Here is a 26,997-nt window from a genome sequence, read left to right as displayed (position 1 = left end):
AGGCACCAGCAGCCTAACCCGCTAGGGGAGTGTCTGTCGGCCCTCAACAACGTGAGACGCTTCCTCGAAAAGCGTATCGATATGGCTGCGTAGTTGCTGAGAGAGGTCCCTGGCCCCGTCGACTGTGCCTTGGTGGGCTACTTTCTCGATTTGTAGGGCAACGTTGCCTGCTTCGGAAGGGCCAATGATACGAAGCGAACCGACCACCGTATGAGCCGAGCGGTGGATGGCCTCGTAATTCTCCTCTTCGATTGCTTTGTCCAGCGCATCCAGTAGTTCTGGTGTTTCCTCCAGGAACAGGTGCAGCAGATCGAAGAACAAATCTTTGTCACCATCACATGCCCGCAGCGCATGAGACCAGTCAACCCGAGGCTCGTCCGCCGACACCGTAGGCTGTTGCTGATCTTTGGTAGGGGAATCTGAGGCGAAGAACTGAGCAATTGCCTGATGCAATTCCTGGATTCGCAGCGGTTTGGACGTGTAGCCATCCATTCCGGCGTCCAGGCACTTCTCGCGATCGCCGGCCAGAGCGTGCGCGGTCATGGCGATTATCGGTACATGCCCGCCGCGCTCTTGTTCGCGCTGGCGAATGATTCGTGTTGCCTGCAGGCCATCCATCTCCGGCATCTGCACGTCCATCACGACTAAATCGAACTTGTCGCGCTCCCAATGGTCGACGGCTTGCTTGCCTGATTCGGCGAGCGTGACGTCGTGGCCCCATTTTTCCAGCAGCGCGATCGCCAGGCGCTGGTTGGCCCGGTTGTCTTCCGCCAACAGAACTTTGAGCGGGCGAATCTTTGGTAGGCTTCCAATCGACTTGACTTCGTTTTCATCCTCAGGCGAAGCAACGCCAAGGGCCACGATGATCGCATCGAATAGTTCCGACTGTTTCACCGGCTTCATCAGAAAGGAACTGATTCTCAGGTCTTCACACCGCTTCCGCGTGGTGGGGCGTTCTGAGGAACTGAGTACGATGACCAGCGTATCCTTCAAGTTGGGGATGTCACGCATTGCGGTGATCAGGTCGATGCCGTCCTTGCCGGGCATTTCGACGTCGGTCAACAAAACCGCATGAGGGTCGCCTATCGAATAGGCTTCTTTCAGAAGCATCAGGCCTTCTTCGGCATCGGCGGCCAGCTGCGTTCGCATTCCCCAACTTCGTGCGATTTCATCCAGAATCGTCCGGTTGGTGGCATTGTCGTCCACGATCAGTACGCGGGTGCCTTGGATGCGGGCGGCTGCCCGAGGGTGCGGTACTCTATCGGCGCGTGTCACAGGGAAAGGGGCCGTGAAGTGGAACGTGCTACCGTGCCCGACTTGGCTTTCAACCCAAATCTTGCCCCCCATCAAATCGACGAGTCGAGCACAAATGGCCAAACCCAGGCCAGTTCCGCCGTACTGCCGAGTCGAACCTGAATCGGCCTGTTCGAAAGCTTCGAAGATCGTTCCCAGCTTGTGTTCCGGAATACCGATGCCGGTGTCGCGGATCTGGAAATGAAGCTCGACATTGCCGTTGTCTCGTGACTCGACCGAGACATCGAAGTCGATCTCGCCTTGTTCGGTAAATTTGATCGCATTGCCTACCAGGTTCACGACAATCTGGCGGAGCCGGTGAGGATCTCCTTCAATCACCGCCGGAACGTCCGATTCAAAATGGCATGTCAGTTCCAAGCCGTTGCCGCCTGCCCGGACGCCAAGCGGCTTCATCATATCGCCCACGGTTTCACGCAGGTCGAATGGTTTGCTGACCAGGTCGAGCTTGCCGGCCTCGATCTTTGAGAAATCGAGAATGTCGTTGATAACCGACAAAAGCGACTCGCCCGACTCGTGCACCATTTTCAGGTAGTCACGTTGCGTCTGCGTGAGGGACGTATCGAGCAGCAGTTCGGCCATGCCAATGACGGCGTTGAGCGGCGTGCGAATCTCGTGGCTCATGTTTGCCAGAAACTCGCTCTTGGCGCGATTGGCCTCTTCGGCGGCTTCCTTTGCTTTTAGCAACGCGTCGACGGCCATTTGACGTTCGGTAACATCCCAGAAGATGGCCTGGGTGCCAACGACGTTTCCGTGAGCGTCGCGAATCGGGGACTTGATGACTTCGACCCACGAGGTATGCCCATCGGTCGTGTTGACCTCGATGTCGCGGAATTGCTTGCCCGACTCTGACACCTTGCGATCGTCCTCGCGAAACTTTTCCGCCACGTCGGGCGGCGAGAGGTCGAAGTCGGTCTTGCCCAGGATGTCTTCGACGACGTGCCCCGTGAAGTCGCTGTACGCCTGGTTGGCGAAGATAAATCTTCCGTCCAAGTCCTTCTGCAAGACGCAGACGGGAAGCGAATTGACGAGACCGCGGTAACGGGCCTCCGAGTTTTCCAGCGTCGATTCGACCAGTTGGCGATGCGTTCGCTCGATCGCGTAGCGGACGCATCGGGTGAGCGAATCGGGATCGACATTCGACTTGGGAAGACAATCTTGGGCGCCGTCTTGAATGGCTCGGGCGGCTAAGTCACGATCGACTCGATCGGAAAGGACGACGACCGGCAAATGGGGCGACTTGGCGTGCAGCGACCGAATGGTTTCCAGGCCGTGGCTGTCGGGCAAGTCAAGATCGAGCAAAATGACGTCGATCTGGCCGGCCTTTAGCTTGGCGAGACCTGTGTCGAGACGATCGACGTGAACGACCGAGAAGTTCTCTTCCGCTTCGCGCAGATATCGCTCGACCAGCCCAGCCTCTTTGGGTGAGTCTTCGATCAGGAGAATGCGGATATTTTCAGGCATCGCGCAGCGCATCCTTCCCCAAGGGGTGCCTACCTTCCTGGCGGCAAACGTCTGATGTGGTGATGGTGTGAAAAGGAGGGCGAAACTAGCGAATGGGGCAGTTACGCCTATCTCTTATTCTAAAAGAGCGAAATCTTGCGAAAAGACTTTTGTTCTAATCTTTTACCGACAAACCAATAGCCGGGCAGGTTTTTACGTGGAATGTTCGCAAGGGTTACGATGCGGAGTGAATCCTGGCAGGTTTTGCCGAATGATTCGCTACTTGTCGGTTGCTGTCTCGGCGAACTTCTTTAGATCGTTGCCACGCAAGACGGCCTCAAGCATGTCCGGCAGGCGGTTAGGCGTACAGGCAAAGCAGGGCATGCCCAGTCTCGCCAGCTTGTTGGCCAGATTTTCGTTGTACGAGGGCTTGCCTTGATCGGAAATGGCCAGAAGGCCGATCGCTTTGAGACCTCCTTCCAAAAGCCCCTCCATCTTGCGGACGAAACGGTTTTCGTTGGGGCTTGTGTCGTACAGGTCACCCAACACAATGTACAGCGTCTTGTCAGGCGTGTGCATGAAACGCTCGCAGTAACTGGTTGCCATCCAATAGTCCTCGGCTCCGCTTAGCTGAACGCCGAAGAGCAGATCGACCGGGTCGTGACAATGCTCGGTCAGGTCGACGACTTCTTCATGGTTGAACGCCACTACGTGCGTTTCCACGGCCGGCATGCTGGCCAGGATCGCTCCCATGATGCCGCCGAAAATGAGGGACGAGTGCATCGACCCTGACTGGTCCATCGCGATGATGATGTTCCAGTCATTTTGCCGCTGCTGTCGGCTGAAAAACGAGATTTGCTCGGGGATGATCGTTTTGAGCGTCGGATTGTAATTCTTGATGTTCTGTCGAATGGTTCGCGTCCAATCGAGATTCGGCAAACTGCGAAAAGGGGAATGCCGATTTCGATTGAGTGCTCCGCGAACCGCTTGGACAAAACGCTGTTCCAGACGGCGGCGAATGTCTTCCACAACGGTTCGTACCAAATCCCGAGCCGCCTCTTTCGCTTTCTCGGGTACCAGGTTCTTTAGTTCGAGCACGGTGCTCGCCAGGTCCAGCGAGGGCTCGACCTTGGAAAGAATCTCTGGCTCAAACAGCAGTTCCTTCATCCCGCGCCGCTGGATGGCATCGTGCTGGATCAAGGTCACCACGTCCGTCGGAAAGAAGTTCCGAATCTGGTCGAGCCATTTGGCAACCTTCGGCGTAACGCGACCCTTGGAAGGGCCATGTCCCACTTTCTTCTCTCCGGATGCCCAGTCTTCCTGAGAAAGCTCTTCGTCGCCGCCGCCGTAGATCTCTGCCAGGGCGGCGTCCATTTCCATCTGCTCAGCCGACAAGCTGCAGCCAGGCCCCATACCGCCGAGCGATTCCTGCGAGGCTGCCCCGAGAATCAGACGCCAGCGTGCGAGTTGTTCTGCATCCATCAGCTGCGTCCTGCTAAAAGTCGTCGAAGTCGAATTCGTTCAGATCCGAGAGTTTTTCTTCTTCCTCATCGCTCAGCGGAGCTTCCAGAAGCTCTGCGGTCTCATCCCGATTGAGCCCCCAATGTTCTGCCAGGTTCTCGCAAATCTGACGTCGTTCGCGAGGGAGAAACTGGGCGAAAGCTCGGCGGAGGAAGACGAGTGCCCGTTTGAATTGGTCATCATCCAGCGAAGCCACGTACTCGGCGAGTTGCTCCCACAGTGTTTGCCGCGCCAACAAGGCGTAGCGGTTGCGCTGGGCAAGCCCCTCGAACCAGCCGGCTCCCAGGTCGGCCGGAACACCAGGCGACAATCGCCGCGAGACTTCCCGCGACAGGGCCTCGTTGGGAATCAGTCCGCGTTCCAGTAATAAAGCACACGCGTAACCGGATAAAAGCGGATTGCGATCGTCGGAGTCGGCCAGTTGTTGCAGGCGATCGGTCCAAAGACTCTCTTCGACCCGTTCGGCGAATTCCAACCCGACACGATTCACCTGGTCGATCGCTTCCAGCAGGCTCGCGGCGGCACTGTCGTCGCAATTAGCGGCCGAGTAAAGTGCCAGCGAGGCCTCAACGAAGAGTTCCTCAATCAAGGGAATCAGCGGTTCGGGATCAAAGCGGCGGACGTTACCGTAGCGTACGACCTGGGCCAACTCAAACGCTGCCCGAGCAATGGCCACAAAGTCAGACGTACCGGACGATAGCTCTTGCAGCCGTTGCCGGGCCTGGTCCATGGCTTCCATCATTCCGCACTGGCAAGCATCGTTGACCAGCTTGGCGGCATCGGCGATTGTGCGACTCTTTTCCAGTAGCGTGTTGAAGCGGAACGCGGTCGCCAGGAGGATCGTTTCTCCTTCCAGCACGGCCTCAACCAAGGCAATCTCGCTTTCAGGCGTCCACTGCACCACCCACCGTTCGGCCCACGTGGTCGACTGTTGACGCGTATGATTCCACGTGGCAAAGGGAACATCGAGCATCCTGAGACGATGAAACAGGGACGACCGATTGAGGTCCAGGAACGCGGCTTCTTCACTCGATACCTGGCGATTTTCACGCAGATCGAGATCCAGCGTCTGCTGGACGGCGGTCTTGTATTTTGAAAGCTTGAGCCGCTTCAGTTCGCGTTCGAAGTCGGCTTGGATCGACGTCTGGCTGACCCCCTCCGGCAATTCACCGATCTCGGTTCCCACATCGACCCGTACCAACGCATCCTTCACGGCGGTCAGTTCTCCGTGGCCAAGCAGCGTGACCGCCGCGTCGCGTAGATCGGTCAAGGTAGGAGCATGCCCTCCGTTGAGTGCCGAGAGGGTCTCGGCCAAGCGAACCCCCTCGATGACCTCAGCCGTCGAGCGGTGCGTGCCTGCGTTTCTTAAATTGGTAGCAACCTGCGATAGATAACGATGCGAGAGCGCGCGAACGTTTCCTTCGTTAAGCGATCGCCAAAGCAACTCGAAATAGGCCGGCGCCCGATTGCCAGCCCCATAGCCAGACTGCGAGGAAAGCTTGAAGTAGGAGTAGGGCATCAACGTGAGTTTGCTCGATCGGCGACGCAGCGAAGCCAGTTCCTCGTCGGTCATTGCTGGTAGATCGCCACGCAGCACTGGGGCATGAAATGCACCCACAACGGCAACGATCTTTTCCGGTGGCGTGCCATCGTCGATGGTCTGTTGAATGCGACGACGCATGTAGGCCTCGCGAACGAGGTTCTCGGCCCGCCAATGCGGTTGGGCTTCTTCCAGGTCACGCACGGCGGCCCCGAATTCGTACGAGGAACCGCGGTAGCTTCCCTGAGCCAGGTTGTGCTCGAAGTGGCGTTCCCAATAGGTCTCGAAGTCGGTTTCGCCAGCCTGCCTGGCCACGCGCTGGTAAAGCGAAAGCTTGGGCTGATCGAGTGGCGTGGCGATCTCATCCGGGTCGGAGAACTCAGTCTCTGCTGTTTCCTTTTCAGCCGCTTCCAACGCCTCGCGCCGCTCCTTGTCGCGCCGTTCGTATTCGGCGTCGATCAAACCAAGGAAACATTCCGACGGAAGATCGAAGAATTGGGCCTCGACCTTATTTTCAGCTGCCCAAAGGATGGCCTGGTATTCGGGGCTGTACCGGGCAAAGGGGGTGACGATCGTCCGAACAGGGAGCGTATCGGTATAGGCCAGGATCGCGATCGGGGGATGTGTCGTCTTACGAGTCATATCGCCGACCAGCGGCGTGGCATCGTCGATCCCTTCGACGAGAATCACCTCGGGGCGTATCTCGTCGAGATAGGCGCGCAGCTGCCAGGCTCCCATCGGTGAGAGGTGACGTACGCCGAAGACTGGGATCTGCCAGCTCACGAATTATGCTCCGAGCAGGCTTTGTAAAGCGGCCGCCAGTCCGAGCCTCGCTTCTTTAGAACGTTGGTCAGGTATTCTTGCCAGGCGATGCGATCTTTCTCTTCGTCTTTCACCACCGCGCCCTGCAGGCCTGCGGCGATGTCTTCGGCGGAAACGCGGCCGCTGCCGAAGCTGGCGGAAAGGGCCATGCTGTTAGCCAGCACCGAAATGGCTTCCGCCGTAGAAAGAACCCCGGATGGGGACTTCAGTTTATTCTTGCCATCAAGGGTCTGCCCGCTGCGCAGTTCGCGGAAGATGGTCACGACCTGCTCGATCGCATCGGTGGCCGGCAATTCCGATTTAAGGGCCAGGTTCGACGCAAGTTCCTGGACCCGCTTTCCGACGATCTCGATCTCGGTTTCGATCGAACTGGGGGTGGGAAGGACGATGATGTTGAATCGCCGTTTGAGAGCCGCCGACATATCGTTCACGCCGCGATCGCGCGTGTTGGCGGTCGCGATCACCGAGAACCCTTTTTGGGCCGGGACTTCGACCGCCAGTTCAGGAACGGAAAGCCGCTTTTCGGATAGAAGCGAAATCATCGCGTCCTGGACCTCAGACGCGCAGCGCGTGATTTCCTCGAACCGAGCCAGGCTGCCGCTTTCCATCGCGCGGAAGATGGGGCTTTTGATCAATGCTTCCCTGCTGGGGCCATGGGCGATGAGCATCGCGTAGTTCCAGGTATACCGGACCTGTTCTTCGGTGGTGCCGGCGGTGCCTTGAACCACCTTGGTGGAATCGCCATTGATGGCGGCCGTAAGGTGTTCCGAGAGCCAACTCTTGGCCGTGCCGGGCTCACCAATCAGCAGCAGTGCTCGATCGGTCACAAGCGTGGCGATTGCAATCTCGACCAGGCGGTTGTGCCCAATGTACTTGGGAGAAATGTCGAGCTTGCCGGCCTTGCCACCGCAGATGTACGTATGCACGGCCCTGGCCGACATCTTCCAGCCTGGTGGTTTGTCGTGCTTGTCTTCCTTGATCAAAGCCTCGATCTCTTCGGCAAACATCTGTTCGGCCGGAGCGCGAAGATCGCCGCTTGAGTCCGTCTTGTTCGCGGCGGAGGAAGTCGACTTCTTCGCCATGGGAGGATCCTTGCTATGGGGTGAGTTGGATGTGAACGATGTCATCAGCGGCGGTTCTTCAGTTCGGCCACGGCCAACACGTAGCGGTCGGCTTCGTTGTCAGGCAGTTCGCTTAAGAGCGCCTCGAGTTTCGGTAGTGCGCTTTTGTCCAACGCAGGAATCAAGCGGGCCAGGGCATATGCGTAATAGCCGGTGCCGCGTTTACTGGCATTTCGGATCGTTTCAATGATCAGGTCGGCCGAGTCCGGGTGCTTCGCGCGGACGACTGCCTGGACGAAGTCCATCAGGTGATAGTCGACCCGTTTCGCCTTCAGGCGTTTCTGGAGTTCCGCCTCGAGCGCCTTGTGAGCCGGTTTGTGATCGGGCCGAGCCAACGCGTAGACCAATTCCATGTTGTTATGCTTGACGGCCAGGTCGAGCCAGCGAGGATCGAATTGGTCGCGTTTTCGGACGACTTCCTGCTCGCGTTCTTGGTTGATGATTTCGTACCAGTAGTGATAGACCGAGCCTATCTCGTTGCAGATTGCCTGGGTGATCGCTTCGGCCTTCGACTGAGCGGATCGCTTCTTGGTTTTCGCGTTTTTGCCGCTCTCGATATAGACGTGGAAGACGTCGTAGAACTTGGCCGGGTCATCTTGTTGCAGGGCCGCTCGGGCGGCGATGGCCAGTTCGTAGTCTTCGTAGGTCTCATGCTCGGCAATGAGCAATTCGCGCGTTTTGTCGCTGCACTCCGACATACGGGCTAAGATACAATCGGAACATGTCTTGGCGCCATGTTTCCCTTCGGCCTTAGTGATCGCAGCCCGTTGCGGAAACAGCTCGAGAAGAAGCTTCTCTGTTTCCTTGTCGCTGCGATGCTCGAGGGCCGACAGAAGCGTTACCAGGCGAGTGTGGGCTGCCTCGTGCGCCTTCTTGTCGGTCTCCTTCGTGTCGAGCAGCGTTTGCCAGGCCGCGCGCGTTTCATCCAGCAGCACTTTCACGGCCTTTGGGTGACGGCTCTTGAGCCCTTCGCGTATCGACCTCAGATGTCCTTTCTCTTTCATCCGCTCGATGAGATACTTCGCGCCCTCGTCGCTGTCGATTTCAGCAAGAGCCGAGAATGCGGCGTCGCGCACTTTGGACGCCTTGGCTTTCGATTGTTCAATCAGAAAGGGAACACTCTTCGGATCGCGCAGCTTCGAGATCGCGACGATTTTCACCTCGCTCGAACCGTCCTCGAGCACTTCATGAATGATCGATTCGGCTCCCTCAGGATCGACGCGATGCAACAGCGATAGTCGCCGGGCATCGCCAGCCCCTCCTTTGCGGTCGAACTTTTCGAGCACGATCGGAACGATGGACTTGCCGTACTGGGGGAGAACGGCCTTCTCGACCAGGTCGCCAACCTCGTAGTAGGAACCATCGAGCGCATCGATGGCGGGCCCGAGTAGCCGTGGGTCGGGGAAGGGATCTTGCGCGAGAGACTCCTGGACTAGTTCCAGCCGCCCCGAGCCGGCGGTCGTCAGGGCCGTGGCGACCGATTTCAGCAAGCTGGCCGGCGTCCGTTTGGGGAGGATGCCTTCGCCGATCTGCTCTACCGGTTCCAGGTCTCCTTCGGCACCGACTTCCCCTTGCGTGTAAAGGATGGCGTTGACCAGGGTGCTCAAGTCGAGCAGTGCTTCGGCAGAAGTGGTTTCGTTGCTTTCGATGACTTTGCTGACCGATTCGGCGACCTTCTTGAAAACCGGTGCCTTTTCGCCGGACTTTTCGAGCGGGGCGATCAGTTTCTTTAAACGAAAGTCACCCGGGGCGACGCTACTGCCGGCGATTGAGAGTCGACGTACTTCGTCGTAGACCTGGGCGAGAACCGCGATACTCATCGGAAGACTCCTCCAACCAATTGGGGTATGCGACGTCAGTACGTGAGGCGATCAATGGACGTGGACGTGACGATCGACAACGGTTTGACCTGTAGCTTGCGCGTATCGAGGTCATGTCGAAAGCGAGCGATCAGAATCTGCCCAGCCAGCCGCGAAGAGGGCAAGAGGGGCAAAAGATTGCAGGTACTTGGCTCTTCGGCGAGACCCACTTCGGTGAGAACCAGTCGCTGTCCTTGGGAATCTTGAACGACCAGTTGATCCCCAACGCGGCCGATGCGATCGAAGTTCAACGCATACACCGGCAACTTATCGGCCAAGGGACTTTTGAGTTGGTTTTTTACCTGCTTGATGACCTCGGCAAAGCTGTCGTGCGCAAAGCTGCGAATCCTTTTGAAGTCGTTGGCTTCGAGCGGTCGCATGGTCATCCCTTCCCAGCGGATGCGCGGATTCACATCGCCGGGATAGACGCATAGCTCACTAACCTGGGCAACCTGGAAGAAGCTGTCTTCCGCTTTGATGTGCTTGGCGGCCGAGTAGGGACGATAGTTTTGCGTAAGTTGAATGGCCCCCGTGCTGAGATTCATCCAGGTACCCGTATCGACCCATTCGCGGCGGGCCACATCGTCGTAGCTGTTGAAAGCCAGTTGAACGAGTTGCACGTCGGACTGCACGAGGCCAGCATCTTTCAGCTCGCGAAGCTGCCAGGCGTGTCCTAGCCAGGCAGCAATCGAAGTTTCTGTTTCTGGCGCAAGCTCAGGATCGTCCAGGCGGTTCTGAAGATAAGAACGTCCTTGTTTCACCAGTGAATGGAGCCGTCCTAACTGGTCGAGGGCCTCGCTGTAGACGGCTTCCTGGGCGGCCGTTGTTTTGACTTCCTCCTCGTCGAAGAAGAGCTTGGTGTAATCGTGCAGCGCCGACTGGGCACCAGGCAGATAAGCGTTACCCAACAGCTTGGCCTGCTTCTCGATTTCGCTGGCCGACTTGGCATTCATATTGCCAATGCCGAGTCGTACCAGGTCGAACGTCAGCTTTTCGAGCAGATCGAGGCCATCGAGCTGGGCTTTGATCTTTTTGGCCAAGGCCGACTTGTTCACCTTGCGAGGCTTGGCCGCATCGACTTTTTTCTTTTCGGCCCTGGCGGCGGCCTTCTCGCGCTTCTCCTGTAGCGACTCGGGGACCTCGCTTGGCGTGAACGACTTGCCTTCGACGTAGGCGTATAGGAGTCCTAGCGAGTGCTTGCAGGGAAACTGCCGGCTGGGGCAACTGCAGCGATAGGTGACCGATTGGGGGTTGGTAAAGTCGGCCGAGCAAAGATACGGCGTCTTGCCACTTCCCTGACACTCGCCAAACAGCAGCGATTTGTCGTCGGAGTGATGCAGCGCGATGAATTTGTTTTTCAGTACGAGCCCGCGTCCATTCTTGGCTGCCGCTGCATTAGGAGCTGCCGCCGCGATGAAATCCTCATCAATCGATATCATGACATCCATCTCGCGCCATGTTGCAGAAAAGATCGTCCATCCAAGACGTTTCGCATTTTGGCCGGGTGGTGCGCCACAATCAAGTTAGGGGGCGGCGGATTCTAGGAAATTCCTGAATCCTTAGCCCACAGCCAGCGACATCAATTATTGCCGCTGGCGTGTTGTCACCATGGATGAGCACCTACTCGTAGGTCAACTGCCCGGTGACGGTCGCGTCGTGCGAAGATACCAGGCGAACCCAATAGGCCTGAAATTCTTCCGGGAACGAGAGGGACTTGTTCTCTCCTTCACCGAGGCTCAGCGTCTGGTAAATTCGCCAGGTGCCGGTTCCATCGACATCGACTTCGACGCGGATATCGGTTGGCTTATCGCTGGAAACCGCGAGGGTCTTCTTGTCGTACCCGGTCATCAGGTACGGATCGGAAGGGGTGTCGGCAGTGACCTGGGTGTTCTTCCAGGGACCTCCGACGCCAACGGGTTTGCCGAGCTTCCACAGATCGTCGATCACACCTGCCCAGACGGCGACGCGGCCGTCTTCGGAGCGAATGATGTGCTCGCCGGAAGCGCCGGAATCGACGCCGGTCAGAATCATCATTCCGCGGTAGCTGCAGTAGTCGTTGATCGCGTAGGGATGACTGCAGACGGGACGAATCTTGGCGATCCCGTTCGCGTTGCGGGCAGGCAGTTCATAGAACGTGCCACCGCAGTTAAACAGGTCACGCTCGGTGGCCACCTCGCGCGCGATTCGTAACGGCCCAAAGCCAGCAATGTCGGTCTTGGTGCTTCGGGGAAGACGCCAGCGATTCCCTTCGTCGTCGACGTACAGAATGGATGCGTCGTCAAATGTCAGCACGCCTTCTGGAATGGGGGCGTTGTCGTGAGTCCACTCGAAGGCAATTCGGTCATGCTTGTTGGTCAGGTTCAAGTTGGCGTCGAGTTCGTAGAGGCCTTCATGGGTCGGCTGGCCATCGACGACCTGGGTCGCTGCGAAGGACATCGTTTGCAGGCGATTGCCACGAACGCGAACGATCCCTTCCGAGTAGGCTGTCGAACCCGGCTTGCGTAGTCCTTCGAAGATCGTTGCCTCGTCCGTATCCCGGACGTCCCTATTGGCATATTGGAACTGGGCGGTCGCTTTCGGGCAGTCCTTATCGGTAGCGATACGCAGCCAGACGCCAGCTTCCTCTTGGGGGAAACTATGCCAGATGGTTTCGCCTGCCGGTACGGTGACGGTCGTCAGTTCGATCCACTGATCCTTGCCCTCGCGGTCGACTTCCAGGCTGAACGTTACCGGTGTCTTCGCGTCGTGAAACAGGCATAGTGAACGGCGCTCGAAGCCTGAGAAGAGATAGGGATCGGACGGCACGCCTGCTTTCACATCGTCATTCAGCCAGACACTCCCGCGTCCGATTGGGGCCCCCAGCTTGTCGAGGATATCGGTCGAAGTGAACCACAAGTTGGAGTGCGACTGACCTGGCCCGGCGACTTTGCCTTTGGCGCGGCGGGTATTGAGGAACTCGCTTTGAGCGGCATCATCGCAGCCGAACACGAGTTGGTCGTTCCAGCGGCAGTAGTCGCCGATCACCTTCAAATAGGTGGAACGGGGAGCGATGCCAGCAGAGTTGGCTCGGGTAAACGTCTTGGGAAAATGCCAGAACATGCCGTGCATATTCATGGCGAAATCCTCTTCGCCGATGTCATGAATGCGTGGCCATTCGGTGTTCCAGCCGTGGGCGCCGTCGTAGCAGTGCGAGGCCTTGGGCAGGCGGTAGGTGTACCATTTTCCCTCGTCCAGCAGCATCAGCAGTAGCGAGCGGTGATCCCAGCCGATGGCCCAAACGGGATCAGTTTCGGGGTGGGGATTACCGAGCAAGTCGCCAGGGCCGCGGACGTCGGTGAACTGATTGCGGCGAACGACCTGCCAGGTCTTGCTCTTTCCGTCCCACTCGGCCAGACAGCCGGAAGGAACATCGGGGCGCGAGCGAGCAAGTCCCGAAGCTTCGCCGTTGTTCGCGTAGATCAAACGGTTCTGTCCGGAGTAGAGACCCTTGCCGTGATAACCAGGGAGTGCGGCGTAGGGGACGTCGTGAGCGGTTGGGTCAGGACCAACCTTCTTGCCGTGCGACTGATCGTCTTGGAACAGCTCGGTCACTTCCAGCGTCTTCAGGTCGACTTCGTAGAAGCCTTCTTCCATGGTCGCGTAATAGGCTTTGCCGGTAGGATCGAACAAGTGCCGAGCATTACCGGTCAGTCGACCGGGCATAGCGTCGGGTGGAATGACGCGGATGTTCGCCTTCTCGTCGATCACATAGGGGCCGATCAATAGCTGATTGGTTTCCTTGTGAATCATGCGATTGGCCGGAGTACCCCCCACGCTTCCCGCAAAGGCTTCGATCTGCATGTCGGGCGTGATGGAGTAGAGCTGATCGGTAGAGCCATGGGGGTAGTGAGGGCCGTAGGTGATGACCCACAGCTTGCCTGCCCAGGGAACGACTGCGCCGGTTCCGCATTCGCCATGATCGTTCCAATAGGCCAGGTGAGGATATATGCCGCTGATACTGCGCGGCTTGGCTTCGGTCTTCGCTTCGTCCGCCAGTAGGAAGCTGGAAAACGCCAATGACAAAACTACGGTAAGACAGGCAAGTCGTCGATGAACCATCGTGCTGATCGCGCTAGGGGGGAATTTGGAAAGGGACAAACCTATTTCTCCATGATGAGTCGAAGGGTAGGTGGGGGCAAGGTTAAGTGGTTGCCGGCGGCGAAGCCATGGACGAGCGCGCCGCTGATTGCTTCACGCGTCTTGGGAACAATGATGAGAGTAACCAGTCGATTGGCGTCCGACTTGATGAGGTCGACCAGGGAGGCACCCGATATCGAATACGTACCCTGTTTTCGACCGCGGGGAATCGTGAACGTTCCCAAGGGCGTGGTTTTGGTTTCGTCGAGTTGGTCGCCTGAGGGAACATTCGCGGGTGCGTTTTCCCAGGTCAGATCGTCCATCGCCCAGGCATCGAGTTGGTCGTCGGTCAGGGCAAAGACCTCGAAGGTGGCGTCCGGCATTCGCGACGCATAGCCGATTCCGGTCGGTGAGGCAGTCATCGTCAACGAAGCCTCTTCCAATCGCGTGAGATCGATCTTCGTCAGATCGAACTGAAGGTAGATCTTACGGTCGAACTGCTTGTAGTCACGTTTGGCGAGCTTGATCATCAGTAGGTCGTCCGGGCCGTATCGCTCGTCCGGATCACGAATGATCCATTGGTCCTGGCCGGCACCGGTGGCGGTGGTAAGCTGGATCTGGCGACGTTCCTCCTCGCTATCCGACTTGCTGAAACCGCCGCGGAATGCTTCCGTAAAGTTTGAATACTTGGCAACCCCTTGCTGCGAAATCTCGGCTGCTTCCTGTTCGCGGATCGAAAGCTTGGTGCCGCTTTCGTGGTGCTTGATATCGACCAGGCCGTCGAAGACCTGCAGGCTCGACATGCCCTGGTCGGTCACGTTCACGCCAAAGCTGGTGCCTTGGTCGATGAGCAGCGCGTCAGGCGTTTCGATCGAAAAACCCTTCGAGGTCGGGCTCATCGTCGCGACCAGTTTTCCCGTGTGCAGTTCGCATCGCATGTCGCTAAAGATTTCGAAGTCGGCAGGCCCTTCGATCTCGACCTTGGCGCCGTTATCGAAGACGAACTTCGCGATGCCGTCGGCGAGTTGGACGCGACCAACCCCGATACGGGTGTCGTTGGCCGTGGGGATCGAAGCGGAGATCCAGCGGCTTCCGTCGGTGGTCGAGATCGTCGCGAAGGTCAGGTTCTTCGGGGCCTGCGGAGCGGGACGGAGGATCATCACCAGTGAAAGTGCCAACGCCAGGGTCGCCGCGACGGCGGTCCAGATCCTGGTTTTGCCGCCGGAAGGACCTGGCAGCGATGCTTGCTTGGATGCTTGTGTTTCTGGCGTAGAAGCTTCGCCATCGAGGATTGCTTGCCAGCCTGCTTTGCGGGCCATGGAAGCCAATGAGGCGTGCAGGTGTGAAAGCTCGACGAACTCGCGCCGCAGGGGCTGCGAAGAAAGGAACAGCATCTCAAGTCGCGTCATCTCTTGGGCCGTGATGCGGTCTTCGAGAAGCTTTTCGCACAGCTCGCGGAATTCTTCTAGGTGTTCTGGGGCGTTCATCACGCGTCCTCGAGGATGAGTTGATCGGTTACGCAATCTTGCAAGCTGCGCCGTATGCGACTGAGCAGGCGATAAACGGCGTCGATACTGCGTTGAGTTTGTTCGGCGATTTCGTTGATGGCATGCCCAGACGAATAGCGGTAGGCAATCAGTTGACGATGATGTTGTGGAAGTTTGGCGATGCAATCATGCAGCAACTCGTACCGCTTCTTGAGGTAGTCCGCGCTGGAATCGAGTTCCTGGCTGAGGGCATCGAGAAACTCGTCGGAAAACTGAAGCCGGTCTCGCTGCTGTTTCTTTCGCCACGCCCGGACTTGATTCAGGGCTACCGTGCATGACCACGCCATGAAGTTGGTGCCGGACTCAAAACGTTCGAACTCGCGCCACAGAACCAACATCGTCTCTTGAAAAATATCGTCCGCGGAATTCTGGTCGTGGACCAGGCTGACCAGATAGATGTAAATCTGGTGCTGATTCAGCGTAAAAAGCTGCACGAATTCCTCGTCCCGGGTGGTGGGTCCACCTGGGGGACTGGGCATTGGGCGATCGTTTTCGTCGTCGGATTCGGGCATGAATTGGGTCTCCTAGCAGTTAGAGCCTAACATGCTGATTTTGGACAGAAAAACTTCGTCAGAAAAATCTGAGCAGGAATGTCCAATTCTGCGTGGAAGTGCTCTGTTCTTTTAGAGGAGAGGCAATATTCCTCGTTTTCTTCTTATCTCTCCTACATGTTGGAGTCATTTCATGACGTTTCGAGTGGGCTTTTCTTCCGGGAAATACAAAGGATTTACGCTCGTTGAATTACTAGTTGTGATTGCCATTATCGGTGTGCTGATTGCTTTGCTATTGCCAGCCGTGCAGCAGGCACGCGAGGCCGCGCGGCGGATGCAATGCAGTAACAATTTGAAGCAACTCGGGCTGGCCCTGCACAACTACCACGATACCTTCGGCAAACTGCCATCGGGGGGACATCAAGAGACCGAACTGAGTTGGCACGTTTCGGTGCTGCCGTTTATGGAGGAATCGGCGCTGTACGACCTGTTTGCCTTCACGGCCGGCGGCTATGCCCAGACCAATAAGGTGCAGCATGCCACCCACCGTGTCGATGGTTTTTTATGCCCTAGCGGTACGCTTGAAAAGGCCACCGACTCGGGACATACCGATAAGTACACGACGCACTACTACGGTGTGATGGGGCCCAAGGGGACCAACCCTGTTTCCTCAAATGCGTACGTCGGTAATTACTCTTCCACCGGTGGTACTTGCCCGGTTAGTTCCCACGGCGGTCTTGCGGATCAGGGAATGCTTCGTACGAATCAGAATCGAGCCTTCCGGGATGTTACCGACGGAACCTCCAACACGTTGATGATCGGTGAGAAGTCGTGGGATAAGCCCTCAGGCGGCGCCGACTTCGCTCGTTACCGACCTTGGACGCGCGGCTCGGCCGGCACCAGCGGCGGATGTTGGGCATCGGGAGTGAAGAATTTGGCCTACCCCATCAATTCGCAGCACGTCACGCAGTTCAACGACATCTCGTTTGGCAGCGAGCATCCAGGCGGAGCCATGTTCCTGAACGTGGACGGCTCGGTCGCATTTCTTCCAGAAACGATCGACTTTGGCGTGCTGCTTTCCAACGCCAGCCGCGATGGTGGTGAACCAGTGGTGCGGAACTAAGCTGCAAACGAACTGGTTCGACGGCGGACGCTCGGCAAGCTCACAATCGTTGCCGAGCTACCGATCTTCTCGTCTCTCTACTTCTAGACCCAAGAAAATGAATAATCGATTCCCCATCGTTTTGCTTTTCTCGCTGGCTGTTTTTTGTGGTTGCCACGATTCATCGGGTATCCAACGTTTCGATGTCCGCGGTACCGTGACCTATGACGGCAAGCCAGTTCCCGCGGGCACCATCATGCTGACCCCTTCTCCTGGCAACACAGGGCCAGGCGGTTACGCTGAGATACGTGACGGTAAGTTTGACACGGCCGAAGGTGGCCGCGGACCCACAGGTGGACCGCATCACGTCGTCATTCAGGGATATGACGGCAAAGCCAGTCCTGCGAACGAACTGCCGATGGGAAATGCTCTGTTCGATCCCTACGAAACCGACGTAAACCTGCCGACTGCAGATTCGCAGAACGCTTTTGATATCCCAGCCTCGGCGATCCGCAAGCCGACTGCCAGCGGATCGCGAGGAAAGGTCTGAGTCGCTAGCGACTACTTGCCTTTGCTGTAGCGTTTGTCGTTGGGGTTGCCGGAGGCCATCAGATAGTTCACCAGATCGCGAACTTCTTCCGGGCTCAGAGGATTGAGCAGGTCCTTCGGCATTTGCGAAACGGGAGACGGTTGAACGTCTTCAATTTCATCCCGGGCAACCTTCACCGGTTCAGCGTTCGGTTCGTTCGGATAGATAGTGACCTCGTCGTCATTTTCGACGAGCAGGCCTGTCACGACCCGGCCGCTGTCCAGCAGCACCACCGACGATCCATATTGATCGGAGATATGCTTGCTCGGATCGACGATCGCTTCAACGACGTAGCGCTGATCGAACTTGTGCGGAATGCTGGTCAGGTCGGGACCGATGCTTCCGCCGAGCGTTCCCAGGCGGTGGCACTTGCCGCACGTGGCACTAAAGAAAAGCGAACGGCCACGCTCGAAGTCAGGCTTGCCGCGAACGGCTGCCATGGCAGAATCCAACGTGTACTCCTTGCCGGGGCCCTCGATCTTGGCGATCGGGAAATCGGGAACCGGGTTGAAGTCTTCGCCGGTAATGCTTTCGAGTGCCTTACGCTCGGCATCGGTGCAGTTGCCCAGTGCTTCGTCGCGAATGCGCGTGAGGTAGCCTGGGTAACTGGCACCGCCAGAGGCCTTGGCCGCTTCGTTCAAAAAGGTGAAGTACGCCTTACGCTGATCGAGCGTCCAGCCGGTGCGCATGTTTCGCAGGATGAACGCATAGCCAAGTTCACGTGTCGGCGGGTGGTTATTCAGCAAGGCATTCACCGTCCCGCCATACCGGGCATTACGTGAGGCAAGCGTCGACCAGTCAGGAATCTCGGGAGTTGAACGCTCTTCGATCAAGGTCATCGTCTTGGCAACGACGCTATCGGCACGAAGATACGTGAGAACACGAATCAGTTCGGTATTGACGTCGGCGTCGCTACTGGGAAGCAGCGGATCGAGCTGAGCAATGATCTGCGTGCGTTCTTCTTCGGTTGGGGCACCCAGTCGAATGAACGTAAGAGCGTAAGCCCGCAAAAGACCAAGTAGTTGTCCCTTGTCGAGCGACTTGGCGTCCATCTTCACAAGGCTGGCCAGTTGCGGTGCTCGGTGCTCTTGGCTGCCCATGCGTGCCAGGGCAACGGCTGCCGTCACGTGGGCTTGTGGGTTGGGTTCGGTGAATACCGAAGCGGCCCACGTCTCGACCGGTTGGCTTTCAATCGCAGCGCGCGCGGCATTTCGCAGGAAACGGTCCTCGCTGGAAAGAAACGGCCAGGCAAACTCAACCGCTGCCGGTGCTTTCGTTCCGTGGAATGCTTCCAGTTGACGCCGTTTCATGCGGGCCTCGGCGGCCGCGGGATCGACTTCGCTGGGAACGTCGAGCGACTCGTCACCGATATAGCGAACGCGGAACATGGCCGACTGCGTTCCTCGTCCACCGATGGTGAAATACAACGCACCATCCTCGCCAACAATGGCATCGGTTACGGGAAGAGGGGAGCCAAAGGTAAAAGGCTCGGCCTCGCCTTGGTAGCCGGCTCCGTGCGGTTTGAGGTGAATGGCATAGATCGTACCGAAGGTCCAGTCGAGTGCGAAGAGAGCATCCTGGTAGCGAGTCGGAAAGGCGGTACCCGCGCCGGAGACAACGCCGGTTGGCGAACCAGGACCGATGTCGACCACCGGTGGAACGCTGTCTTCGTAATAGGCTGGCCACTTGCCGCTGCCACTACGCCAGCCATAGTCAGCACCGCTGGCCACATGGCAAATGCGAGTCGGGCGATACCACGGAAGGCCCAGGTCCCATTCCATGTCGGCATCGTAAGTGAAGACGTCACCGAAACGGTTTTTATCGATGTCGTACTGATTGCGGAAGCCGATCGTGTAGACCGTTTGTTCTTTCGTTTCGGGGTTCAGACGCGTGACCCATCCGCCAGGGGCAAGCCGACCGCGAGCATGACCGTTGGCATCCCACATTCGCGGCAGCAAAAGATCTTCGTCCCAAGTCGCGACATGCGTCTGCATGTATTCGCCGAGTGCGGCATGGTTGCCTCCGTCAAGATAAAGTTCGCGTCCATCCTCGGTCACGATCACGGCGTGGTTACCATGCTCGCCGCCGCCGGTCCCGCCGGGGATCTCTTCGGCCGTGTCGAGCTTGTCATCGCCGTTGGTGTCGGTCAAGCGATAGAGGTGACCGCCGTTGCGATGGACCCAGAGGCTGTCGAAGGCCCAGATCATCCCCTGAATGCCGGAGATCGACTTGAGGGCATCGACCGAGACAGGCTCGATCCGTGGCTGCTCGTTTTCACGAACAGTAATGCGGTAGAGGCCAGCTCCCCCTTGATCGCACGCGTAGAAACGTCCCTTGGGGTCGACGGTAAGTGAAACCCAGCTCCCTTGTTCTTTGGGGACCGTGTAGATGTGATCCACTACGAAACCCGGTGCGGTCAGTATGTTTTTGGGATTGAGCGGGTCCTTGGCTTCCCCTTTGGCGGTCTGAGAAGTGTAGTTGGGGATGCCCCAGGGACCATCCCCCAAGGTGCCCTTGATGGTAGGCTTGGTCCAGCTTGCATCGTCGAAGGTGACTTGCTCCCATCCGGCTGCTTTCGCGTCGCTGATCTTCCAGCTTTCGTCGGTGACGATCGTTTGCCTCGTGCCGTCGGCAAGCTGGACGACCAGCTTCAAAACCAGCGCGGCGACGCCACCTTCGTTTTCGCCGGCAACGGCCAGAACGTTCTTGCCTGGCTTGAGCGACTTGGTGACGTTCAGTTCGATGGGCGACTGCCAGTTGTTGCTGCTTTTGATGGGCTTGCCATTGAGGATCAATTTCATGCTATTGTCGCACGTGGCATACAGCCGAGCCGCTTTGACCTGGCCGCCAACTTCAAACGACTTGCGAAGGTTGAGCTTGTGACCGTCAGGCGAATCTTTGGCCCAGATCCACTTGGCGATGGGCTCGGTGGTGAGCCAGGCCTCGTTGGACTCGGGAGCCAAATCGGTAGGCGTATCGGATGCGGTCTTCTCGCTGGGTGTGCCTGAGGCGATCGCTTCGTTGAGAATGGCCTTTGCCTGGTCTCCCTTGAGTTCGCGGAGAAGAAGGTTCCGGAATTCAACCTTCATCGGAGGACCCTGGTGAAGCTGCAAACCCAGGACGCCCTTCAGCAAGGCCTCTTTGCTGTTGTCGGTTACATCAACCGTGGTGACGCCGTTGACCTGGTGAATAAGGCGGTGGCCGACGACGACGATTCGCAGATCGTTCCATTCGTCGTCGGTCAGTTGGGTACCATCGCCAACCTTGCCGGTGACTTCCTTTTTCCCTTCGGCGTTGATCATGACTTGCTCGCCGCGGGTAGCGATGATGCCTCGGCCGGTCTTTTCGCCATAGAGCATTCCGAAGTATTCCTGCTTCGGATGCAGATCGGCCTGGTACCCTTTGAGGACATAATTATCGGCATCGACGATCTCGCTACGATATTGCACGCCGGAGTTGTTGCCCTGGAAGCGGACCTTGCAGCGGAACTCAAAGTCACTCAGTTCGGGGCCTTGCCAGACGAGAAACGTGTTCCCCTTGGTTGGGTTCTCGGAGGTCGTTTCACCGACAATCGATCCATCTTGGACCGACCAGAACTTGTCGTGTCCCCTCCAACCGGAAAGGTCCTTTCCGTTGAACAAGACCTGGAATTGCTCTTCGGCTGCCAGCAGAGAACTTCCAAGGGCCAAGCTAACAGTCAAAGAGAGAAGGAGGCGCGAATAGAGTGTCGTCATGGGTTGTGTTTTCTGGGAGGAGCTTGAAGGGTAGGAAGGTCGTGCAGGCGTGCCTGAGAGCCGCACAGCATATGCTCTATATTACCTCGCTGGCAGGTTGAAAGTGAGCCAGCGAGGGAGTTTTTCCAAAGGAGATATGCCGAAGACTTGGTTTAGGGCAGAATTTCCAACTTCAAATTGCGGAATCGGACTTCGGTCGGTCCGCCGGAATGAAGTTGTAAGGCGAAAACGCCGCGTTTGGCTCCCTGGTCATCATGCAGCTGTACGCACGGCTGACCATTGAGAAACGTCTTGATATCGGGTCCATGGGCGACGATTTCGTATGTGTTCCACTGGTCCGGCTTCAAGTGCGGTTCGCCTGATTTTTCCCAAAGCAGACCACGGCCGTGCTCCTCGTAGAGCTTGCCCCACCAGCCGGCGCCGATATCGGCCTGATATCCTTTGACCGATCCGCCGGCCAATGGTTGGCTGCGGAATTGCACGCCGCTGTTTCCTTCGTTCTTCACCAAGCGAACTTCCATGGTCAGGCGGAAGTTTTCCGCGGCAAGGTCACTCACGAGGAAACTATTGTGCGGAATCCCTTTGGTCGTCTTGCCAACGATCTCTCCCTCTTCGGCAGACCACAGCGCGGGATCGCCTGACCACCCCTTCAGGTCGGTACCGTTGAAGAGTTCCACGGCATTCTCGGGCGTTGCCAAGAGCGCCGTTTGTCCTTTCCCTTGCAGGTAGGCCACCAGCGAACGCACGTCGTGCTCGGAAAACGGTCGCAACTGATCGTCGGGCATCATTGATTTGTCGCTGAGACGTCGTTCTTCGATTTCTTCTTTGGGAAGCGTCAGAACGTCTTCGGCCGTTTCCAGCACGATTGTCTTTTCATCTTCCTTGCGAACGATGCCCGTTAGTACGCGACCGGAATCCAATAGAATGATCGAAGGCTGATATTCCTTGGCCATCACGGCACTCGGGTCGACGACGTTGCTTAGCAGATAATCGAGGTTCGCCCGGTTCGAGCCGGTCAGATCAGGTCCGACCGCTCCGCCAACACCGTACAGCGTATGACACCGCTGGCAGGTCTTGGCGAAGATCGCGCGGCCCAGTTCCAGGTCGGCCTTCGGCAGGTTCTTCTGGGCGATTAACTTTTTGTACTGCTCGATCAGTTGGGCCTTTTCTTCGGGGGTATCGCGGATCGAACCCCAGACCGAACCAAGCTGCGTATCGATCTCCTTGTCCTGCAGGTTCGAAAGCTGGCGAACCAGATCAGCGGTCAGATCACTCGCAGGAATGTCTCCGCTAGCGATCGTCGCAAGCAAGGCTTTGCCATACGCCGGTCGCGAACACAACGTAGCCAGGGCCAAACGTTTGGCAGTGGGGGACATCTGCCCGTACAGCGCGAGCACTTTGCTTGCCGTCTGAGGATCGTCGTACTGGGCGAGGCCCTTCAGAGCGACTTCGCGGTAGGTGGGATTGCCAAGCAGCGACTGCAGCGTGCTCGGCAAGTTGGGGTCGGCGGCGGCAAGCAGGGCTTCGATCGCCGCAGTGCGCGAGCGCTGGTCGGCGCTTTCATCCTGGGCCAAGTGACGCATTCGCTGCAGCGCGTTGGCATCGCCAAAGGTAACGCCCAACGCGGTTGCTTCCACGGCAACTTCGCCATGGCTACCCGACATTAGCTTGCCACTTACCTTTTCCCAGCCTGCCGGCATGGCAACTTGACGCCGCCCAGCCAGGGCCGTTCGCATGGCTTTCAGGAACGTGAGCTGAGTGGCTGGAGCTTCCACGGTGGAAAGTCCTTTGACGAGCGTTGCCAGCGAACTCTTCGAGTCACCACTGCCGATCCGGCGGAGCATGAACTGACCCAATTGTGGTATCGACTCGCTCGCGGCCAACCCCAATGCCAACGCACGCTCAGGTGCGGCATCGGCCAGCGGTTCGGCGGCGTACCAGTACATCAGCGGAAGATTGTGATCCTGGGCGTCTTCGGGGTGAGAGGTCAAGGCGGTTAACAAGTCCCAACGCGAGTCGAGCGACATCCGCTGGGCTGCCGATGCCAGGTACAGCCGAACGACCGGTGACGGATCCTCTTTCGCCAAACGTACCATGATTTGCTCGAGGGACTTCGAAGGCTGATGATTCTTTTCTAATGCCAATTGAAATGCCCACGCGCGAACATAGGCATCGGTATCGTTGGTCATCTGTTCGATCTGCTGGGCATCGAGCTTACCAATCGCATGCAATGTCCAGTAGGCGCGCAGGCGTCGCGTGGCATCGGCATGCGTGCTGGCGATCTCTTTCAGGCGAGCGATTGCGTCCGGGGCGATCTCAACCCTCGACGTTCGATGTTGCAGGACCTTGCGGGCATGGCGTACGTACCAGTCGTTCACGTGCAAGGTGAGTTCGGCCAGTTCCAGGTCGCTCATACCGGGCAGGTTGACTTTCACCGACTCGCTCTTGCCGTAGCAGATTTTGTAAACGCGGCCGTTACTGCGATCGTGAACGTCGGCATTTCGGCTATGGCAGGCCTGCATGTCGTACCAGTCGATCATGTAGGCATTCCCATCCGGCAAATAGCGGATATTCAAAATTTGAGAAGCTCGATCTCGGGTAAGCAGGAAGTCAGGACCATGACTGCCCACGTAGCCTGAGCCTTCCGGCTGCAGGATGTCGACATTCAGACGCTGGCCATGAATGTTGTTCATGAAGATCTGGCCGCGGTACTCGCTGGGCCAGCGATTGCCCAGGTAGATCATCGCGCCTGCGTGCGCATGTCCGCCGCCGGCCTCGTCCGATTTGTTGTTGCCGCTATGCGGAGTGGCACCCAGATAGTGCAGGTGGTCGGCGATGGTCTTGATATCGTTGTAGGTGTGCGGGTTGAAGTGCGAACCGGCCTGGCGCTGGTACCTTGCCCCTTGAATCATGTGGTAGAGATGCGGAATCACACAGGCGGTCGCGAATGCCTGACCGTAGTCGTTGAAGTCGACCCCCCAAGGATTACTCGTGCCGTGGCAGAATACTTCGAACTCGTGCCGCAGGGGATGGTAACGCCAGATGCCAGCGTTGATCCGCTGCCGCTCCGAGTCGGGTGCCCCGGGCTTGCCCACATGGGAATGGGTAAACACTCCGTGGCAGCCATAGAGCCAGCCATCGGGACCCCAGATGAACGCGTTGAGCGTTTCGTGCGTGTCTTGATATCCCCAACCGTCGAGCAGCACCTTAGGCTCGGCATCAGGGACGTCGTCGCCGTTTTCGTCGGGGATGAAAAGCAGGTAGGGAGCCGCCCCGACCCAGACGCCACCAAAACCAACTTCCAGGCCACTGACGAGATTCAGCCCCTCGTAAAAGACCTTCCGGCTATCGAACTTGCCGTCTCCGTCGTTGTCTTCAAAAATCAGGATGCGATCGCGTCCCTCGCCATCTTTGGCACGCAGTGGGTACTCAAACGCTTCCGCGACCCACAGCCGCCCGCGATCGTCCAAGGCCATGGCGATCGGCTGCGTGACGTCAGGCTCGGCGGCGCTCACGATTACCGAGAATCCTTCCGGCAACCGCATGGCGGCCGCCGCTTCTTCGGCCGATAGGCCTGCGTGCGGGTAGTCATCCGCCACGAGTGGTTTTTGAGGCGGCTTCGGTTTGGCGGGGGCTTCGTCGTAGAAGCGGAAGTTGTCGAAGTTCAAGTGTCCCCAACCGCCGCGATGCTCGTCGACCAGGCGAATATAGATGTTTTTGCCTTGCATGCGTTTCAAGTCGACCACGACCAGTCGCATGTTTTCACGTGCTTCGCCGACGGTGAAATAGAAGACCTTGTCGTTTTCAGCATCGACCAACTCAACCCGCGTTTTTCCGTCAGATCCACCGTTGTGCAAGAATGCCGCCCAAGGGTGCGTGACCTTAAAAGGGACCGAGGTAAGCGTGCCGATCGGCTGATCCTGCTTACGTTCGTACCCGCCGATCCAGAACTTGCCTTGGTGCTGGCTCTTCATGTCGCCGCGTCGACGATTGACCGTGTCACCTTCGATCGGCTGCTGTTGGAAAGCTTCCCCGTGGGCCGACCAATCTTGGAGCGTGCCGGTCTCGAAGTCGAGGTTCAACGGTCGACCGTCACCTCCCTTGGGAAGATGACCTTCAGGGGCGGCTGCCGGTAATGCCGATACGAGGCAACACAAGAAGCAGACAGCGCAGGCGGAGATCACGATCGTTCGCATGGTCGGGATCCTTTGTCGGGCAAAAGGCAAGACGGGATGAGGGTACTGGGAGGGAATGACCAGGGCGTCATGCCCCGTAAGGTGAACCAAAACAACCGCGGCGGGCTGCTTGGGGTGTTCAGTCTACCACCCATTCCTAGGAGGTTTCCTTGTAAATAATGTCCAACACCTAGAGAAATTTACCAGCGGCGGTCAGGCAAGAATCGGACGAATCAAGCTCCCGTGGACGTCGGTCAGGCGGAATTCGCGACCTTGGTAACGGTACGTGAGCCGCTCGTGATCGATGCCCAGGAGATGCAGAATGGTGGCGTTAAGGTCATGAACATGGACGCCATTCTCGACGATGTCCATGCCGAAGTCATCGGTGCGACCGTGACTGACGCCTCCTTTTACGCCCCCCCCGGCCAGCCACATGGTGAATGCGTCTTTGTGATGGTCGCGGCCTGCCACGGAGTTTCCTTTGGCATTTCCCCCTTGGCGAAGTGGCGTTCGGCCAAATTCGGAACCCCAGACGATCAAGGTATCGTCCAGCAGTCCACGCCGCTTGAGGTCCCTGATCAGCGCGGCGATCGGCTTGTCGGTTTCCTTGCACTTGGCCGGTAGGCGTTTATCGAGCCCGCTATGATGGTCCCAGTCGGCATCGTAGAGTTCGATCAGCCGCACGCCTCGTTCGACCAGTCGCCGAGCCAGCAAGCAGTTATTGGCAAACGATGCCTTGCCAGGCTGGGCCCCGTAAAGGGCGAGTGTTTCCTTCGTTTCCCCTTCCAAGTTCATCAGATCCGGGACCGAGGCCTGCATGCGGAAGGCCATCTCGTACTGCTCGATCCGTGTTTCAATCTCGGGATCGCCGGTGGTTGCCAGCTGCTGCCGGTTGAGATCGGACAAGGCGTCGAGAACATTTCGGCGGTCTTGTGCGGTGTGGTCTTTCGGGCTGGAGAGAAACAGGACCGGGTCTCCTTCGGAGCGGAACTGAATTCCTTGGTGAATACTGGGCAGAAAACCACTTGACCAAAGACTCGTGCCTGCGCCCCCTTTAGGACCGCTTAATAGAACGATGTAGCCTGGCAGGTTTTCGTTCTCGGATCCGAGACCATACGAAACCCAAGATCCGAAACTGGGACGACCGCCGCGACCAAAGCCAGAGTGCAGGAACATCTGCGCCGGGGCATGGTTGATCTCTTCGGTATGGATCGAATGGATCATCGCGATCTCATCCGAAACGCCGGCCAGGTGGGGCAAGAGTTCCGAAAAGTGGTGACCACACGCGCCATGCTGGGTGTATTTAAAGGGGGAACCGGCGAGCGTGGACGTCTTGCCAATGAAAGCAAAATCGCGGTCCTTGGTGACTTCCGCGGGGCACGGTTGATTGTGGCGTTTGACCAGCTCCGGCTTCGGTTCAAACAGATCCAACTGCGAAGGAGCGCCGATCATATGCAGATAGATTACGTGCTTGGCCCGCGGCATGACATGCGCGGGGAGCGTTCCGGCGATCGTCTCTTGCTGCAGGAGAGACGCCAGCCCGATGCCGCCAAACCCGATGCCTGAGTTTTGCAGAAACCCGCGACGCGTCATGGCTGGTGGTTGGTTTTCGATGCTCATCGCGTC

The 26,997-nt window shown here is 57.8% G+C and carries 14 protein-coding genes; 2 read left to right on the top strand and 12 right to left on the bottom strand.

The window, feature by feature from the left end; genetic code table 11:
- Window positions 1-21 precede the first annotated feature (21 nt).
- The 9 genes from Pan97_RS14540 to Pan97_RS14500 form a co-directional block, all read right to left on the bottom strand.
- Window positions 22-2,775, bottom strand: coding sequence for a hybrid sensor histidine kinase/response regulator (locus tag Pan97_RS14540; RefSeq protein ID WP_165698769.1), 2,754 nt, complete (start codon window positions 2,773-2,775; stop codon window positions 22-24).
- 258 nt (window positions 2,776-3,033) lie between these two features.
- A complete protein-coding gene (locus Pan97_RS14535; protein ID WP_144973707.1) occupies window positions 3,034-4,236 on the bottom strand; it encodes a VWA domain-containing protein in 1,203 nt (400 codons plus the stop codon).
- A gap of 13 nt (window positions 4,237-4,249) precedes the next feature.
- Window positions 4,250-6,598 carry a DUF5682 family protein gene (locus Pan97_RS14530; protein ID WP_144973705.1) on the bottom strand — a complete coding sequence of 783 codons (2,349 nt, stop codon included), beginning with the start codon at window positions 6,596-6,598 and terminating at the stop codon, window positions 4,250-4,252.
- The gene (locus tag Pan97_RS14525) at window positions 6,595-7,719 is read right to left on the bottom strand and encodes an AAA family ATPase (RefSeq protein WP_144973703.1); all 1,125 of its coding nucleotides are present in this window, start codon (window positions 7,717-7,719) and stop codon (window positions 6,595-6,597) included. The genes Pan97_RS14530 and Pan97_RS14525 overlap by 4 nt, the downstream gene beginning before the upstream one ends.
- A 44-nt stretch (window positions 7,720-7,763) precedes the next feature.
- Window positions 7,764-9,578 carry a HEAT repeat domain-containing protein gene (locus Pan97_RS14520; protein WP_144973701.1) on the bottom strand — a complete coding sequence of 605 codons (1,815 nt, stop codon included), beginning with the start codon at window positions 9,576-9,578 and terminating at the stop codon, window positions 7,764-7,766.
- Window positions 9,579-9,613: 35 nt separating this feature from the next.
- Window positions 9,614-11,056: an SWIM zinc finger family protein gene (locus tag Pan97_RS14515; protein WP_144973699.1), complete on the bottom strand. Its 1,443-nt coding sequence runs from the start codon at window positions 11,054-11,056 to the stop codon at window positions 9,614-9,616.
- Between the two features lie 181 nt (window positions 11,057-11,237).
- On the bottom strand, window positions 11,238-13,715 hold the full coding sequence (locus Pan97_RS14510) for a hypothetical protein (protein WP_144973697.1): 2,478 nt from the start codon (window positions 13,713-13,715) through the stop codon (window positions 11,238-11,240).
- A gap of 41 nt (window positions 13,716-13,756) precedes the next feature.
- Window positions 13,757-15,220: a CBM96 family carbohydrate-binding protein gene (locus Pan97_RS14505; RefSeq protein ID WP_144973695.1), complete on the bottom strand. Its 1,464-nt coding sequence runs from the start codon at window positions 15,218-15,220 to the stop codon at window positions 13,757-13,759.
- The gene (locus tag Pan97_RS14500) at window positions 15,220-15,792 is read right to left on the bottom strand and encodes a sigma-70 family RNA polymerase sigma factor (protein ID WP_144973693.1); all 573 of its coding nucleotides are present in this window, start codon (window positions 15,790-15,792) and stop codon (window positions 15,220-15,222) included. Before Pan97_RS14500 ends, Pan97_RS14505 begins: the two co-directional genes overlap by 1 nt.
- A gap of 172 nt (window positions 15,793-15,964) precedes the next feature.
- On the opposite strand from Pan97_RS14500, the gene Pan97_RS14495 reads away from it, so the two are divergent.
- A complete protein-coding gene (locus tag Pan97_RS14495) occupies window positions 15,965-16,894 on the top strand; it encodes a DUF1559 domain-containing protein (RefSeq protein WP_144973691.1) in 930 nt (309 codons plus the stop codon).
- A 97-nt stretch (window positions 16,895-16,991) separates the two neighbouring features.
- Window positions 16,992-17,423: a hypothetical protein gene (locus Pan97_RS14490; RefSeq protein ID WP_144973689.1), complete on the top strand. Its 432-nt coding sequence runs from the start codon at window positions 16,992-16,994 to the stop codon at window positions 17,421-17,423.
- Between the two features lie 11 nt (window positions 17,424-17,434).
- On the opposite strand, the gene Pan97_RS14485 is transcribed toward Pan97_RS14490, so the two are convergent.
- From Pan97_RS14485 to Pan97_RS14475, 3 genes are all read right to left on the bottom strand, one after another.
- On the bottom strand, window positions 17,435-21,196 hold the full coding sequence (locus tag Pan97_RS14485; RefSeq protein WP_144973687.1) for a family 16 glycoside hydrolase: 3,762 nt from the start codon (window positions 21,194-21,196) through the stop codon (window positions 17,435-17,437).
- Between the two features lie 152 nt (window positions 21,197-21,348).
- The gene (locus Pan97_RS14480) at window positions 21,349-25,392 is read right to left on the bottom strand and encodes a PVC-type heme-binding CxxCH protein (RefSeq protein WP_144973685.1); all 4,044 of its coding nucleotides are present in this window, start codon (window positions 25,390-25,392) and stop codon (window positions 21,349-21,351) included.
- 192 nt (window positions 25,393-25,584) lie between these two features.
- The gene (locus tag Pan97_RS14475) at window positions 25,585-26,991 is read right to left on the bottom strand and encodes a DUF1501 domain-containing protein (protein WP_144973683.1); all 1,407 of its coding nucleotides are present in this window, start codon (window positions 26,989-26,991) and stop codon (window positions 25,585-25,587) included.
- Between the last annotated feature and the right edge of the window lie 6 nt (window positions 26,992-26,997).

The organism is Bremerella volcania, assembly GCF_007748115.1.
Lineage (GTDB): Bacteria > Planctomycetota > Planctomycetia > Pirellulales > Pirellulaceae > Bremerella > Bremerella volcania.
Note: the sequence above shows the minus strand (reverse complement) of the source record. Positions and strands in the feature narration are given on the sequence as shown.

Excerpts from the sequence above, each read along its gene's own strand:
- Pan97_RS14540 (WP_165698769.1), bottom strand. The coding sequence starts at position 2,775 with ATGCCTGAAAATATCCGCATTCTCCTGATCGAAGACTCACCCAAAGAG.
- Pan97_RS14535 (WP_144973707.1), bottom strand. The coding sequence starts at position 4,236 with ATGGATGCAGAACAACTCGCACGCTGGCGTCTGATTCTCGGGGCAGCC.
- Pan97_RS14525 (WP_144973703.1), bottom strand. The coding sequence starts at position 7,719 with ATGGCGAAGAAGTCGACTTCCTCCGCCGCGAACAAGACGGACTCAAGC.
- Pan97_RS14520 (WP_144973701.1), bottom strand. The coding sequence starts at position 9,578 with ATGAGTATCGCGGTTCTCGCCCAGGTCTACGACGAAGTACGTCGACTC.
- Pan97_RS14515 (WP_144973699.1), bottom strand. The coding sequence starts at position 11,056 with ATGATATCGATTGATGAGGATTTCATCGCGGCGGCAGCTCCTAATGCA.
- Pan97_RS14510 (WP_144973697.1), bottom strand. The coding sequence starts at position 13,715 with ATGGTTCATCGACGACTTGCCTGTCTTACCGTAGTTTTGTCATTGGCG.
- Pan97_RS14505 (WP_144973695.1), bottom strand. The coding sequence starts at position 15,220 with ATGAACGCCCCAGAACACCTAGAAGAATTCCGCGAGCTGTGCGAAAAG.
- Pan97_RS14500 (WP_144973693.1), bottom strand. The coding sequence starts at position 15,792 with ATGCCCGAATCCGACGACGAAAACGATCGCCCAATGCCCAGTCCCCCA.
- Pan97_RS14495 (WP_144973691.1), top strand. The coding sequence starts at position 15,965 with ATGACGTTTCGAGTGGGCTTTTCTTCCGGGAAATACAAAGGATTTACG.
- Pan97_RS14490 (WP_144973689.1), top strand. The coding sequence starts at position 16,992 with ATGAATAATCGATTCCCCATCGTTTTGCTTTTCTCGCTGGCTGTTTTT.
- Pan97_RS14485 (WP_144973687.1), bottom strand. The coding sequence starts at position 21,196 with ATGACGACACTCTATTCGCGCCTCCTTCTCTCTTTGACTGTTAGCTTG.
- Pan97_RS14480 (WP_144973685.1), bottom strand. The coding sequence starts at position 25,392 with ATGCGAACGATCGTGATCTCCGCCTGCGCTGTCTGCTTCTTGTGTTGC.
- Pan97_RS14475 (WP_144973683.1), bottom strand. The coding sequence starts at position 26,991 with ATGAGCATCGAAAACCAACCACCAGCCATGACGCGTCGCGGGTTTCTG.